Annotated in this window: 13 protein-coding genes; 9 read left to right on the forward strand and 4 right to left on the reverse strand. The window is 67.5% G+C overall.

The features are described 5' to 3' along the window. The first annotated feature begins 465 nt into the window (after positions 1–465). The 8 genes from ACUN0C_RS10545 (at position 466) to ACUN0C_RS10580 (ending at position 7,539) form a co-directional block, all read left to right on the forward strand. On the forward strand, positions 466–1,200 hold the full coding sequence (locus ACUN0C_RS10545; RefSeq protein WP_445466311.1) for a Crp/Fnr family transcriptional regulator: 735 nt from the start codon (positions 466–468) through the stop codon (positions 1,198–1,200). Continuing rightward, complete coding sequence (locus ACUN0C_RS10550; protein ID WP_445466312.1) at positions 1,197–1,442, forward strand: hypothetical protein; 246 nt, start codon at positions 1,197–1,199, stop codon at positions 1,440–1,442. Before ACUN0C_RS10545 ends, ACUN0C_RS10550 begins: the two co-directional genes overlap by 4 nt. A 157-nt stretch (positions 1,443–1,599) precedes the next feature. Next, complete coding sequence (locus ACUN0C_RS10555; protein WP_445466313.1) at positions 1,600–2,772, forward strand: ABC transporter substrate-binding protein; 1,173 nt, start codon at positions 1,600–1,602, stop codon at positions 2,770–2,772. 98 nt (positions 2,773–2,870) lie between these two features. Next, complete coding sequence (locus tag ACUN0C_RS10560) at positions 2,871–3,794, forward strand: branched-chain amino acid ABC transporter permease (protein ID WP_445466314.1); 924 nt, start codon at positions 2,871–2,873, stop codon at positions 3,792–3,794. Then, positions 3,791–4,804: a branched-chain amino acid ABC transporter permease gene (locus ACUN0C_RS10565; protein WP_445466315.1), complete on the forward strand. Its 1,014-nt coding sequence runs from the start codon at positions 3,791–3,793 to the stop codon at positions 4,802–4,804. Before ACUN0C_RS10560 ends, ACUN0C_RS10565 begins: the two co-directional genes overlap by 4 nt. Further along, on the forward strand, positions 4,797–5,546 hold the full coding sequence (locus tag ACUN0C_RS10570) for an ABC transporter ATP-binding protein (protein WP_445466316.1): 750 nt from the start codon (positions 4,797–4,799) through the stop codon (positions 5,544–5,546). The genes ACUN0C_RS10565 and ACUN0C_RS10570 overlap by 8 nt, the downstream gene beginning before the upstream one ends. A gap of 8 nt (positions 5,547–5,554) precedes the next feature. Next, entirely contained in the window at positions 5,555–6,256 is a 702-nt protein-coding gene (locus tag ACUN0C_RS10575) for an ABC transporter ATP-binding protein (RefSeq protein ID WP_445466529.1), read from the forward strand. A 68-nt stretch (positions 6,257–6,324) separates the two neighbouring features. Then, positions 6,325–7,539, forward strand: coding sequence for an acyl-CoA dehydrogenase (locus tag ACUN0C_RS10580; RefSeq protein WP_445466317.1), 1,215 nt, complete (start codon positions 6,325–6,327; stop codon positions 7,537–7,539). Between the two features lie 26 nt (positions 7,540–7,565). Here ACUN0C_RS10580 and ACUN0C_RS10585 read toward each other — a convergent pair whose 3' ends face one another. The 4 genes from ACUN0C_RS10585 to ACUN0C_RS10600 all read right to left on the reverse strand — a co-directional run bounded on the left by ACUN0C_RS10585 (position 7,566) and on the right by ACUN0C_RS10600 (position 12,244). Next, positions 7,566–8,249, reverse strand: coding sequence for a Fe2+-dependent dioxygenase (locus ACUN0C_RS10585; protein ID WP_445466318.1), 684 nt, complete (start codon positions 8,247–8,249; stop codon positions 7,566–7,568). Between the two features lie 65 nt (positions 8,250–8,314). Continuing rightward, positions 8,315–10,582, reverse strand: coding sequence for a TonB-dependent receptor (locus tag ACUN0C_RS10590; protein ID WP_445466319.1), 2,268 nt, complete (start codon positions 10,580–10,582; stop codon positions 8,315–8,317). 241 nt (positions 10,583–10,823) lie between these two features. Next, entirely contained in the window at positions 10,824–11,972 is a 1,149-nt protein-coding gene (locus tag ACUN0C_RS10595) for a PepSY-associated TM helix domain-containing protein (RefSeq protein WP_445466320.1), read from the reverse strand. A 122-nt stretch (positions 11,973–12,094) separates the two neighbouring features. Continuing rightward, positions 12,095–12,244 carry a hypothetical protein gene (locus ACUN0C_RS10600; protein WP_445466321.1) on the reverse strand — a complete coding sequence of 50 codons (150 nt, stop codon included), beginning with the start codon at positions 12,242–12,244 and terminating at the stop codon, positions 12,095–12,097. A gap of 265 nt (positions 12,245–12,509) precedes the next feature. Between ACUN0C_RS10600 and bmt the strand changes: the two genes are divergently transcribed. Further along, a complete protein-coding gene (gene bmt / locus ACUN0C_RS10605) occupies positions 12,510–13,502 on the forward strand; it encodes a betaine--homocysteine S-methyltransferase (protein ID WP_445466322.1) in 993 nt (330 codons plus the stop codon). Positions 13,503–13,537: the final 35 nt, after the last annotated feature.

Genomic DNA, 13,537 nt, shown 5'->3' on the forward strand with positions numbered 1-13,537 from the left:
GCCGAGCACGCCCCGGTCGGCGTCGCAGTCAGTCTTCGCAGTCGAAGAGGCTGCGCGGGATTTCCGCCGGCGCCCGGACACGCCCCCCGGGGACTCGGCCACTGTCGGGATCGCGCGCTCCGGTTCGCAGGGTCAGATAGGCACGGACGAGCCTTTCCTCCTCAATACGAGGCGGCTCGTGGGCGAGTTGCTGCCGCATCAGGGCGAGCAGCGCCTCTGCATCTTGCCTTGTAACGCGCGCCTCCATGGACCGTCCGATACGGGATAACGGGCTGCAGGCGTGCTGGTTGCCAGCCCTGTCGAGACTCTTCTCGGATCGCCGTAGGGCGTGGCGCCGTCGCCGTCGGCGCATGGGAATTGTGCTTGCGCAAAGGTCGGCGCCGCCGCACAAATCGGCTCCGCGAGGTCCCTCCTGTCGGTCGCTGGACCACACCCGAATGGCGAGGAGCCGCCCTGTTGCGCAGCATGGGAACGGAAAAGCAGCGCCTCGTCAGACGCCTCGAGAGCATAGCCGAGATCTCGGAGGTGGAACGGCAGGCGCTGATCGAGCTGCCGATGACGGTCCGCGACGTTCAGAAGGGAGCCGACATCGTGCGCGAAGGCGACCGGCCGAGCGAATGCTGTCTCGTCCTCGAAGGCTTCGTCTGCCGCTACAAGATCCTCGCAGAGGGCAAGCGCCAGATCCTGTCCTTTCATCCGCCCGGGGACATTCCGGACCTGCAGAGCCTCCACCTGAAGACGATGGACCACAGCCTCGGGGCACTCACTCCGACGCGGGCCGGGTTCATAGCGCACAGCGCAATGGCGAACCTGATCGATCGCCATCCGAGACTCGGCGCCCTGTTCTGGCGCGAGACCCTGATCGACGCGGCCATCTTCAGGGAGTGGATGGTCGGCCTCGGTCGACAGACGGCAATCCAGCGCGTCGCCCACGTGATCTGCGAAATGGCGATGCGCTGCCGGGCCGTCGGGCTCGCCGACGAGCGCAGTTTCGTACTGCCGGTGACACAGACGGAACTCGGCGACGCGCTGGGCCTTTCCACGGTGCACGTAAACCGGGTGCTCCGGGAGCTACGCGAGGCCGATCTCGCCGTGATGCGAACCGGAACGGTGACCGTGCTCGACTGGGAAGGATTGCGGCAGATGGCCGAATTCGACCCGGGTTATCTCCACCTGCGGGAAGAGGTTCAGCCGCGGTGAAGATCACGCTCAAGCCGGTCCGGATCGAAACTGGAAGTCCCGACGAGGATGGCAGGCTCGTCTTCGCCGACGATCGCCTCGTCGCCATTCTCGTGCGGCTCTCCGACCAACACGAGGCGGCCGGAAAGTGGTTCCTCGAGGCCGCCTTCGGACCCGCCGAAACCGGCGATCACCCGGTCTTCGCCGATCTCGATGCCGCGTCGACGTGGCTCGCGGCGCGCTTCGATCCTGCCATCCGCTGACGCGCCCTAGCGGCGCGGGCAAGGCCGACCGAACGTACCGCTTTCTCCAGAAGTGCGGCAGAGCCACTTTCCAGCCCATTGCCGCTTCGGCCCTCCACCCGCTAGTGTCCCGTCGCACCAAGGGGATTGCGGATTTCCGCTGCTAGGGAGAGGGACGATGAGGAGAACGCTTCTGGCGGCGGTGGCCGCTGCGGCGCTCGGTGCGGGCGCCTGCGGCGCGGCCTCCGCCGAGACACTGAAGATCGGGCTGATGGCGACGCTTTCGGGTCCGTCGGCCGCGCTCGGCGAGCACATGCGCGACGGCTTCATGCTCGGCGTGAAGCATGCCGACGGCAGGCTCGGCGGCGTCGACACCGAAATCATCACCGTCGACGACGAGCTGAAGCCGGACCTCGCCGTCGAGAAGGCGAACGCCCTCATCGAGCGCGACGGCGTTCAGGTCGTCGCCGGGGTCGTCTTCTCCAACGTCATGGCGGCCATCGCGCGCCCGGTGACGGAGAAGGAGGTGTTCCTGGTGAGCGGCAATGCGGGCCCCTCCGTGCTCGCCGGCAAGGGCTGCAACCCCTACTTCTTCTCCGCCTCCTACCAGAACGACCAGATGCACGAGGTCATGGGGAAGTACGCCCAGGACAAGGGCTACCAGCGCATGTTCCTGGTCGCGCCGAACTATCAGGCCGGCAAGGATTCGCTCGCGGGCTTCAAGCGCCACTACAAGGGCGAGGTGGTCGACGAGGTCTACACGCAGCTCGGCCAGCTCGACTTCTCCGCGGAGATGGCGCGGATCGCCTCGGCCAAGCCCGACGCCGTCTTCACCTTCATGCCGGGCGGCATGGGAATCAACCTCGTCAAGCAGTACCGCCAGGCGGGACTGGCCGACTCGACCCCCTTCCTCTCCGCCTTCACGGTCGACGGCACGACGCTTCCGGCCATGAAGGACGATGCGGTCGGCCTGTTCTCGTCCTCGCAGTGGACGAGCGGCATCGACAACGAGGCGAACAAGCGTTTCGTCGCCGATTTCGAGCAGGAGTACGGCTACGTCCCGTCGCTCTACGCGGCGCAGGGCTACGACGCGGCGCAGCTGATCGCCGCCGGCGTGAAGGCCGCGGGCGGCGACCTCTCGAACAAGGATGCGATCCGCAAGGGCATGGAGGCGGCCGACTTCCAGTCGATCCGCGGCGACTTCAAGATGAACACCAACCACTTCCCCGTCCAGGACTTCTATCTGGTCGAGGCGGTGAAGCGTGACGACGGCAAGCACGACGTGCAGATCGTGGAGAAGGTCTTCGACGATTACGGCGACGTCTATGCCGCCGAGTGCCAGATGAACTGACCCGGGGCGAGACCCGCACCCGGATCCGCCGGCCCGGTTGATCTCCTCGCCGGGCCGGCTAGAACGGCGCAGCCGACGCCGTCGCCCCTGGACAATCGATGAGCCTCACCCTCCTCGCGGTGCAGACCCTGAACGGCCTGCAGCTCGGCGTGCTGCTGTTCCTGGTGGCCGCGGGCCTGACGCTCGTCTTCGGCGTGATGGACTTCATCAACCTGGCGCACGGCGTGCAGTACATGATGGGCGCCTATTTCGCCGTCGCGGGCTATGCCTTTACGGGGAGTTTCCTCCTTGCCGTGCTCGTCGCGGTCTCCGGATCGCTCGCGCTCGGGCTGGCGCTCGAGTTCGTCGTCTTCCGCCGGCTCTACCGGCGCTCCCATCTCGACCAGGTGCTCGCCACCTTCGGCATCATCCTGTTCCTGAACGAGGCGGCACGTGCAATCTGGGGCCCGACGCCGCTTTCCCTGCCGGAGCCGGCGTTCCTGTCCGGCTCCATCCGCCTGATGGACGGGCTGCTCTACCCCGTCTACCGGCTCGCGATCCTCGCAGCCGGGCTCTTCGTGGCGGGGCTTCTCTATCTTCTCGTGCGCCACAGCCGCGCCGGCATGCTGGTCCGCGCCGGCGCGTCGAGCCCGCGCATGGTCTCTGCGCTCGGCGTCGACATCGACCGTCTGTTCCTCGGCGTCGTCGGCCTCGGCGCCATGCTCGCCGGCTTCGCGGCGGCGATGGCCGCGCCGATCGTCGGCGTCCAGGCGGGGATGGGTGACAACGTGCTGGTGCTGGCCTTCGTCATCATCGTGATCGGCGGCATCGGCTCGATCCGCGGCGCCTTCGTCGCGGCGCTCCTGGTGGGACTCGTCGATACGCTCGGCCGGTCGTTCGCCAGCGATCTCTTCAAGCTGTTCCTGGCGCCCGCGGCCGCCAACGAGGTCGGGCCTGCGCTCGCCTCGATGCTCATCTACATCCTGATGGCCGGTGTGCTCTTCTTCCGGCCCGCAGGGCTCTTCGGGACACGTCCGACGTGAGCCGGCCGGCGGAGGGGGCCGGAGCGGCGCGGCCGGCAGCCGCGCAAGCCGACCGAGGAGCGGCGCGTCCGTTCCTCGCGCGCAACCTCGTCCCGCTCCTCCTCTTCGCGGGGCTGCTCGTCCTGCCATGGCTCGCCTCGGCGCTCGGGCAGAGCTTCCTCGTCTCCTTCGCCACGCGGGTGATGATCTACGCGCTCGCCGCCATGAGCCTCGACCTCATTCTCGGCTACGGCGCGATGGTGAGCTTCGGGCATGCTGCCTTCATCGGGATCGGCGCCTATGCGATCGGCATCGCAAGCGACGAAGGCCTCGGCGAAGGGCTTCTCGCCTTCCCGCTCGCGGTCGGCGCGGCCTCCCTCTTCGCGCTCGTCACCGGCGCGGTGTCGCTGCGCACCCGCGGCGTCTACTTCATCATGATCACGCTCGCCTTTGGGCAGATGGCCTTCTTCACGGCGATGAGCCTGTCCGCCTACGGCGGCGACGACGGGCTCACCATCTGGGGCCGAAGCGAGATCTTCGGCGCGCGGTGGCTGCGCTCGAACCGTTCCTTCTACTTCTTCGTCCTCGGGCTGCTCGCGGCGTCCTACCTCGTCTGCCGCGCGATCGTCGCGTCGCGGTTCGGGCGCGTCCTGCAGGCCGCGCGGCAGAGCCCCAGCCGCGTCGCGGCGCTCGGGTTCAATCCCTACGCCTACCAGCTCGTCGCCTATGTAATCGCCGGCGGGCTCGCCGGGCTCGCAGGCGCGCTCCTCGCCAACCAGACCGAGTTCGTGAGCCCGGCCTACATGTCGTGGCACAGGTCCGGCGACCTCATCGTCATGGTGATCCTCGGCGGCATGGGGTCGCTCCACGGCGCCATTCTCGGCGCGATCGTCTATCTCGGGCTGGAGGAAGCCCTCTCCCACGTGACGGAGCACTGGCGCCTCGTCTTCGGCCCGTTCCTCGTGGCGGTCGTGCTGTTCGCGCGGGGTGGCCTCCTCTCCTTCCTCCCGGGCCGCTACCGGAATGGCTGAGACCCTGCTGAAGCTCGACGCGCTGCAGAAGAACTACGGCGCGCTGAGGGTCACGGACGGCGTGGACCTCGACGTCCGCGTCGGCGAGTTCCACGCTTTGATCGGGCCGAACGGCGCCGGCAAGACCACGCTGATCGGCCAGATCGCCGGCCAGATCCGCCCCGATTCCGGGCGCATCCGGTTCGCAGGCGAGGACATCGGCGCCCTTCCCGCGCATGCGCGCGCCCGGCGCGGCCTCGCTCGCTCCTTCCAGATCACAAACCTTCTCCCCGACTTCACCGCGCTCGAGAACGTGGCGCTTGCCGCCCAGGCGCGCGCGGGATCGAGCTTCCGCTTCTTCCGTCCGGTCGCGCGCGACCAGACGATCAACACGCGGGCCGAGGCGGCGCTCGACGACGTCGGCCTCGCGCTACGCGCACAAGTGAAGGCGAGCGCGCTCTCTCACGGCGAGCGGCGGGCGCTGGAGCTCGCAATGGCCTTGGTACAAGACCCCAAACTGCTCCTGCTCGACGAGCCGATGGCGGGCACCGGGCGTGAGGAAACCGCTTCGCTCACCCGGATGCTCGAGCGCCTGCGCGGCCGCCACGCGATCCTGCTCGTCGAGCATGACATGGAGGCCGTGTTCGCGCTCGCCGACCGGATCAGCGTGCTCGTCTATGGCCGCGTCATCGCCTGCGGCACGCCGGCAGAGATCCGCTCCGATCCGGCCGTGCGAGAAGCCTATCTCGGAGACGGCGAGTGAGTGCGCCGCTGCTCCAGGTCGAAGATCTCCGCGCCGGCTATGACGGCAGCCAGGTGCTGTTCGGCATCTCCCTCGACGTGCGCGAGGGCGAAGCGGTCACCCTCCTCGGCCGCAACGGCATGGGCAAGACCACCACGATCTCCGCCGTGATGGGGCTCGTGCGCCCGAGCGGCGGCTCCGTCCGGATCGCGGGCGCCCGTTTCGACGGCGCGCCGCCCCACCGTGTCGCGCGTGCCGGGCTCGGGCTCGTGCCGGAGGGCCGTCAGGTGTTCCCCACCCTCACGGTGGAGGAAAACCTCGTCGCCACCGCCGCGAATCGCGCCGGCGGCGCTCCCCGCTGGACGCTGAAGCGGGTCTACGAGCTGTTCCCGAAGCTCGAGCAGCGGCGGGAGAATCTCGGCAACCAGCTCTCCGGCGGCGAGCAGCAGATGCTCGCGATCGGCCGCGCGCTCATGACCAATCCCCGGCTGCTCGTTCTGGACGAGGCGACGGAAGGGCTCGCCCCCCTCGTGCGGCGCGAGATCTGGCAGCGGCTCGAAGCGCTGAAGGCTGACGGCCAAGCGATCCTCATCGTCGACAAGAACGTCGACCAGCTCGCCCGCTTCGCCGACCGGCACGTCATCATCGAGAAGGGCGAGGTGGTCTGGACCGGCGACACCGAGGCCCTCCTCGCGCAGCCCGAACTGAAGGACCGGTTCCTCCATGTCTGAGCGTTTCGGCGCATTGCCGAAATGCTTCGCCCGGTAATATGGAGGGGCAGCCCTTCAGCGAGGAAGCCATGGCCGAAATCAAGAGGATGAAGCCGAAGTCGAGCCGCGCCGAATTCCGCTGGGACGATCCCTTCCTGATCGAGGAGCAGCTCTCCGAGGAGGAGCGGCTCATCATGGAGGCGGCCCGCGTCTACGCGCAGGACAGGCTCCTACCCCGCGTCGTCTCGGCCTATCGCGAGGAGCGGTTCGACCGCGAGATCATGGTCGAGATGGGGGCGCTCGGCTTCCTCGGCCCCACCATCCCGGCGGATTACGGCGGTGCGGAGGCGAGCTATGTCGTCTACGGCCTCGTCGCGCGCGAGGTGGAGCGCGTCGATTCCGGCTACCGCTCCGCCATGAGCGTGCAGTCTTCGCTCGTCATGCACCCGATCCACGCCTATGGCAGCGAGGCCCAGCGCCGGAAGTACCTGCCGAAGCTCGCGACCGGCGAGTGGATCGGCTGCTTCGGCCTGACCGAGCCCGACCACGGCTCGGATCCCGGCGGCATGAAGACGCGCGCGGAGAAGGTTTCGGACGGCTACCGCCTCACGGGATCGAAGACGTGGATCTCCAACGCGCCGGTGGCCGACGTCTTCGTCGTCTGGGCGAAGTCCGCCGCGCACGACAACGAGATCCGCGGCTTCGTCCTGGAGAAGGGGATGGCGGGCCTCTCCGCACCCAAGATCGAGGGCAAGCTGTCGCTGCGCGCCTCCATCACCGGCGAGGTGGTGATGGACGGCGTGGTGGTTCCGGAGGAGAACCTGCTGCCGAACGGCTCCGGGCTCGCCGGTCCGTTCGGGTGCCTCAACCGCGCCCGCTACGGCATTTCGTGGGGCGCGATGGGAGCGGCCGAATTCTGCTGGCACGCCGCGCGCGACTACGTGCTCGCCCGCCAGCAGTTCGGCCGGCCGCTCGCCGCCAACCAGCTGATCCAGAAGAAGCTCGCCGACATGCAGACCGAGATCGCGCTCGGCCTGCAGGCCTCGCTCCGCGTCGGCCGCCTCTTCGACGAGGGCACGGCCGCGCCGGAGGCGATCAGCCTGGTCAAGCGCAACAATTGCGGCAAGGCGCTCGAGATCGCCCGCGCTGCCCGCGACATGCACGGCGGCAACGGCATCTCCGAGGAATTCCACGTCATGCGCCATCTGGCGAACCTGGAGACCGTGAACACCTACGAGGGCACGCACGACATCCACGCGCTCATCCTCGGGCGCGCCCAGACGGGAATTCAGGCCTTCTTCTGAGATCGGTACCCGTCCATCTGCGACACCTAGATCTCCGCCCAGTGCCGCAGAAGGTTGTGATAGGTCGCCGTCAGCCCCAGCACGCCGGGATGGTCGTCGGGAAGAGACTGGCGCGTCCGGATGATTGCGGCGTCGAGGTCGTAGAGGAGCGTGCGCCGGCCGTCGTCCTTGACCATCGACTGTGTCCAGAAGAACGACGACCAGCGGCAGCCCCGGGTGATCGGCGTGACGTGATGAAGGCTCGTCGCCGGATAGACGATCATGTCGCCTGCCGGAAGCTTGGCCGAATGGCTTCCATAGACGTCGTCGATGACCAGTTCCCCGCCGTCATAGTCCTCCGGCGGGGTGAGGAAGAGCGTGCATGAAATGTCGGCACGCATTCGGATGGAGGTCCCCGGGATGGCGCGGATCGCCCCATCGACATGCGCGCCGAAGGTCATGCCCGCGTCGTAGCGGTTGAACATCGGCGGCAAGACCCGGAAGGGCAAGGTCGCCGAGTTGAAGACCGGATTGCGCCCGAGCCCCCGCAGGATGATCTCGCCGGCCTGGCGCGCGGCCGGCGAGTTCTCAGGGATCTGGAGGTTCAGCTTCGCCTTGCCAGCCTGCTCGCCCGCGGTGACGCGGCCGTCGACCCATGCTGCCGCCTCGACGATCTGGCGGACCTGCGCCACCTCCTCCGGAGTGAGCACGTTGGGGATGCGGACGAGCATGTCGGACCTTTCAATGCGTTGATTGGAATCGAGTAACCGAGGCAAGGCTCCGAGCCAGGAGCGGATCAGAATTTCGCGCCGAGCTTCAGCGTGACGGTGCGCCCGGCAGCCGGGACGGCGCGGTTGTTGAACCCCGCGTCGTAGTTCAGTTCGTCGGTGAGATTGTAGCCGTTGACGGCGACCCGGATCCGATCGGTTTCATAGGAAAGCATGGCGTCCAGGGAGAACGTCGCCGGCAATTGGTACGTGTTCTGGCTGTTCGTGAAGACCGCGTCGCGGAATACCACCCCGCCGCCGACGAGAAGCCGCCCCGGCAGCGACTCCCAGTGCTCGGAAAGATCGTAGGTGGTCCAGACGGAGCCGGAATTGCCCGGGACATTCGCCACCCGGTTCCCGACATAGCTGCCGCTGCGCACCTCGCTCTCGAGATGCGCATAGGCAACGCTGACCGTCCACGCCTCGGTGATCCGTCCGTTGATGCCGATCTCGAAGCCCTGGACCCGATGCTTTTCGCCGGTCTCGACGAGATCCCCGGTGACGGGATCGGTGTAATGGGCATTGCTCTTGTGTATCTGGAAGAGCGCTCCCGAGAGGCCGATACGGCCCCCGAGCAGGTTGACCTTCGCGCCGGCCTCGAGCAGCTCGTTCTCCTCGGGCTCGAGGTTCGGCTGGGTGTCCACCAGAGGCCGCACTGCGTTCGTGATGAACTGGCCGGGCGGCGAGTTCGAAACCGCCCAGGTCGCGTAGTAGGTCTGGTCGCGGTTCGGCTCGAAAATTACGCTCGCCTTGGGGCTGACCAGCGAGGAGCTTTCCTCGAGCGGCTTCTGCCATCGCCCGGTCGCCGTGTCGGTGGATCGCCAGTGCGCGAAATAGTCGTCCCAGCGGATGCCTGCGAGGACCGAGACCTGCTCCGTCAGCCAAATGCGGTCGCTGGCGAAGAGGCCGACATTGGTCGAATAGCCATCCTGCCGGTTCAACGGGTCGCGGGCGAGATAGTAGCCGCTTGCGGTGTACACGGGATTCCAGAGCGTCGAGGACGGGCCCTTTGCGGAATTGTCCGGGGCGGTCCCGCCCGCCGGATAGACGGCGAGCTTCTCTCGCTCCTCGTGCTGAAAGAAGAGGTCGATTCCCACGATCATCTGGTGGCGGAGCCAGCCGGTTTCGAACTCGCCGACCAGGGTGGTGATATTCTGCACCCCCCATGAGGTCTGGAAGTATCCGGGATTGCCGCCGCCGAAGGCGATGGTGGGATCGAGGCCGGCGAAGAAGTCCGCCGAGCAGGTGGCGCTGCAACTCGGAACGCTCGTCGCGAACTCCCGGCTGTAATGGGCGAGGCGAGTATCGTTGTGTACGGTCAGCCACTCGGTCGCCTCCGCCGTGAAGCGCGAGGTGAGGATGTCCACGTCCGAGATGTCGCGGTCCGTCTCCTTCCCGTAGAAGGTCGAACGGGGGACGCCGAACTCGGTGACCGGCTTGCCGAACTCGGCGCCAGGTTCGGTCACCATGGGGACGCCATAGTCAGGCGTCCGGTCGGTGTGCTGATGCAGATAGCTCAGCGTCCACGTCGTGTCCCCCCCAAGCCCGAATGCGATCGACGGCGCTATCCCCCATCGGTCCGCCTCGACATGGTCGCGGTCGGGGTTCTGGGAGAGGTGGCCCATCGCGTTGAGACGGATCGCGGTCGACTCGTTGATCTGCTTGTTGAGATCGATCGTCGCGCGGCCGAGCGGGCCCGTACCGCCTGTCAGCTCGCCCTCGAACTTATCGCCGAGATGCGGGGTCTTCGTGACGGTGTTGATCACCCCGCCGGTCGTGCCCATCCCGAAACTCTCGGACGAAGGCCCCTTCAGGACCTGAACTTCCTCGTAGTTGAAGCTGTCGCGGGTGTAGACGCCGAAATCGCGCAGGCCGTCGCTGTAGATGTCGCCCTTCGCCTCGAAGCCGCGGATCTTGAACTGGTCGCCGTTCATCCCGCCGTTCCCCTCGCCGATCGCGAGCGTCACGCCGGGGACGTTCCTGAGGGCCTGGTCGAGCGTGGTGACGCCCTGCTGCTCCATCTTCTCTTCGCTGACGACATCGACGATCTGCGGCACGTCCCTGACGGTGCCGGGAAGACGTCCGAGGCCGGTTCCCGACTGCAGCGTGTTTGCGGACGCGCCCGCCTCGACCTCGATGGTGGGAAGATCGACGCCGCTGCCGGACTGGCTCGGGGCCGCCGGCTCCTGGGCAAAGCTCTCGAAGGGAGCGGCAGTGGCGAAAGCGAAGGCAAGGCCGGCCGACATGGCGACGGGCGCGCTGGAGCGCAGTGTCTGCAGGTTCGGATTCTTGCTCATGAAGTGACCCTTTCCGGGGCAAAGCCCGCCCGACGCCACACGCAAAGCGTGGGCGGAGCAGCGTTCGTCTGATTGGACTGCTGGAGGTAGAGGAGGCGCTCAGGCGCCCCGCTTCACGTGCCGAACCGACGTTTTCGCCCGGGCCGGCCCCCGGAGAGCGACCTGCTGATGCCTGCTTCGCGTTTCATTCGGATGCCCCCATCGAGAATGTCGGAAAGTTGTGCGGCTTGGCCGGAGCGGTTCACTCCCCCGGCACCGGAACGGGACGGGGGATCGATGCGCGCCGGCGATTGCCGCGCTTGATCAGCCACATGGAGAAGCCCGTCACGACGAAGAGGAGTGGGAGGAGGCCGGACAGGAACACGGCGAGCTTCCACGCCCAGCCAAGGCCGGCGCCGCCGTGGAGCGCATGCTGCCAAGCCATGATGAACTCCCCGGCCGTGTAATTGCGGGGATCGCGGATCTCCATGACCGCCGCCCGCCAAGGATCGACGAACACCGTTATTCCCGGCACGCCGTGGCCGTGGGTGCCTCGGCGAAGAAGAACCCGGTAGGGATCCTGGGGCCTGACCGGCAGCCTGACGGCACCCGGCGTGGCGCTGGGCACCGCCGCTTCGGCGAGTCCCATCGCCGCTTCGATGCCGATCCGTTCCGCCTCCGCGAGCGGCTCCACCTTCACCTCCCCTGCAGAACCGCGAAAGTCGCGCGCTGGCAGCACGCTCCGGATCGCAGCCGCAGATTGCTGAGGGAAGGAAAGGTAGATGCCGCTCAGCGTGACGGCGAGGAAGACGGCGAGCGACCAGATAGCCACCGCACCGTGGAGGTCGCGGTTGAGCCTCAGTGCACCGGCCTTCGGCTTAACGAGAAAGGCCGCCTTCCACCGCCCGCCTCGAGGCCACCACATGACCAGCCCGGTCAAGGCGAGCACGAGCATGGCCACGCCGAACCAGCCGACGATCTGACGCCCCGTCTGTCCGGAGACCATCAAGTTCGCGTGCAGCATGAACACTGGTCGGAGCACGCCACGCCCGGCCTGCGCCACCGGCTCCGCGGAAAGCGTGACGGGATCGACGAGTACGACCTCGCCGCCGCGGAAGCCCGGAGCATCCGCGCGGGCAAAGCGCACCGAGGCGAAATCGCCCTCTTCCTCGGGCATCGTCAGCATCGTCGGGATCAGCCCGGCCCCGGCGGCTGCCCTCGCAGCGTCCAGAATGGCCGCCGGATCGCGTGCCGGGCCGACTGTTGCACGGGGCAGCGGATTCAGGACGGCATCGATCTCGTGCTCGAACACGAGCAAGCTTCCCGTGAGCCCGATGAGAACGAGCGGTATCGAGAGGAGAAGGCCTGTCCAAAGATGAACGAAGCCGAGGACCCGCCGGACTGTCTTCATACGCCAAACACAATCATGACTTTTTTCGTCATGATTTCGTACGCATGAGGAGCGGAGGCGTCAAGACGCTCGTTTGGCGCCTCGCAACCGAATCGACAGCTTCGGTGCGTCCGACCCTAGCGTCAGGTGAGGAAGGCGATCGGGCCGACGAGCAGGAGGAGGAGCCAGAAGAGGCCGTTCACCAGCATCCGCACCATCGCCTGATGGTCCTCGCCCTCTATCCGGGAGCGCGTCACCACCAGTTCGCCCGGCCACAGCAACAGCTTCGTCATCGTCCGCTCCTCCTGAAAGATGCAGGTACTATGCATCTTTTATCGGGGCTTGAGAACGGGCCATTCGGCCGACGTGCTGTGTCAATGGCGCACAGGCAGGAGGCACCCTGGAGAGAGCTCGATCGCCCGACGTCCTGAGGCGCCGCCCCCGCCGGAGCGGTCCGCTGAGCCGCCCGAGGACGGTCGCGACAAATTCGGTGCTGGCACAGACTTGCCGCGCCGGTGCATAGGTACGCGCAACGCATTGCGACTGGATTGGGGACAGATGGCATCTCTCGAGCGGCTTCTCGCCGAAGGTAGGATCCTTCTCGCCGATGGCGCGACGGGCACGAACCTGTTCGACATGGGGCTCACCGCCGGCGACCCGCCCGAGTTCTGGAACACGGAACATCCGGATCGGGTCAAGGGGCTGCACGCGGGCTTCCTGCAGGCCGGCGCCGACATCATCCTGACGAACAGCTTCGGATCGAACCGCCACAGGCTGAAGCTCCACAACGCCCAGTCGCGGGTCTTCGAGCTCAACAAGCGGGCGGCCGAGCTCGCGCGGGAGGCCGCCGAGGAAGCGGGCCGGGACGTCATCGTCGCGGGCTCGATGGGCCCCACCGGCGAGCTCTTCCAGCCGCTCGGGGAGCTGACTGAGGCCGATGCCATCGAGAGCTTCGCCGAACAGGCGGAAGGCCTGAAGGCGGGAGGCGCGGACGTCGCCTGGATCGAGACGATGTCCGCCACGGAAGAGATGCTGGCGGCGGCGCGCGGAGCGATCGCGGCCGGCCTCCCCTATGTGGTCACGGCGAGCTTCGACACGGCGGGGCGGACGATGATGGGCCTGCAGCCCGCCGACATGCCTGCCATCTTCGCCGGGCTGCCGGTCCCTCCCCTGGCGGTCGGCGCCAATTGCGGCGTCGGCGCCTCCGACCTGCTGGTTTCGGTGCTCTCGATGGGCGAAGGCGGCTCCGCGATCCCGATCGTGGCGAAGGCCAATTGCGGCGTTCCGCAGTTTCACGGCGAGCACATCCACTATTCCGGCACGCCGGAGCTGATGGCCGAGTACGTCCGCCTCGCCGCGAACGCCGGGGCCAGGATCATCGGCGGCTGCTGCGGCACCACGGCGACGCACCTGCTCGCCATGCGCGAGGCGCTCGACCGGTACCAGGCGGGGCCTCGCCCGACCCAGGAGGACATCGAGGCCGTGACAGGGCTGCTCGCCTCGCCACCCAAGAAGGACGCCGTGCCACGCCGCCGCGGCCGGCGCGGATAGGCCCACCCAGACAAGAACCGATGGCTCTGGGCACG

The sequence above is a fragment of the Faunimonas sp. B44 genome (assembly GCF_052655945.1).

Excerpts from the sequence above, each read along its gene's own strand:
- ACUN0C_RS10545 (WP_445466311.1), top strand. The coding sequence starts at position 466 with ATGGGAACGGAAAAGCAGCGCCTCGTCAGACGCCTCGAGAGCATAGCC.
- ACUN0C_RS10555 (WP_445466313.1), top strand. The coding sequence starts at position 1,600 with ATGAGGAGAACGCTTCTGGCGGCGGTGGCCGCTGCGGCGCTCGGTGCG.
- ACUN0C_RS10560 (WP_445466314.1), top strand. The coding sequence starts at position 2,871 with ATGAGCCTCACCCTCCTCGCGGTGCAGACCCTGAACGGCCTGCAGCTC.
- ACUN0C_RS10570 (WP_445466316.1), top strand. The coding sequence starts at position 4,797 with ATGGCTGAGACCCTGCTGAAGCTCGACGCGCTGCAGAAGAACTACGGC.
- ACUN0C_RS10580 (WP_445466317.1), top strand. The coding sequence starts at position 6,325 with ATGGCCGAAATCAAGAGGATGAAGCCGAAGTCGAGCCGCGCCGAATTC.
- ACUN0C_RS10585 (WP_445466318.1), bottom strand. The coding sequence starts at position 8,249 with ATGCTCGTCCGCATCCCCAACGTGCTCACTCCGGAGGAGGTGGCGCAG.
- ACUN0C_RS10590 (WP_445466319.1), bottom strand. The coding sequence starts at position 10,582 with ATGAGCAAGAATCCGAACCTGCAGACACTGCGCTCCAGCGCGCCCGTC.
- ACUN0C_RS10595 (WP_445466320.1), bottom strand. The coding sequence starts at position 11,972 with ATGAAGACAGTCCGGCGGGTCCTCGGCTTCGTTCATCTTTGGACAGGC.
- ACUN0C_RS10600 (WP_445466321.1), bottom strand. The coding sequence starts at position 12,244 with ATGACGAAGCTGTTGCTGTGGCCGGGCGAACTGGTGGTGACGCGCTCC.
- bmt (WP_445466322.1), top strand. The coding sequence starts at position 12,510 with ATGGCATCTCTCGAGCGGCTTCTCGCCGAAGGTAGGATCCTTCTCGCC.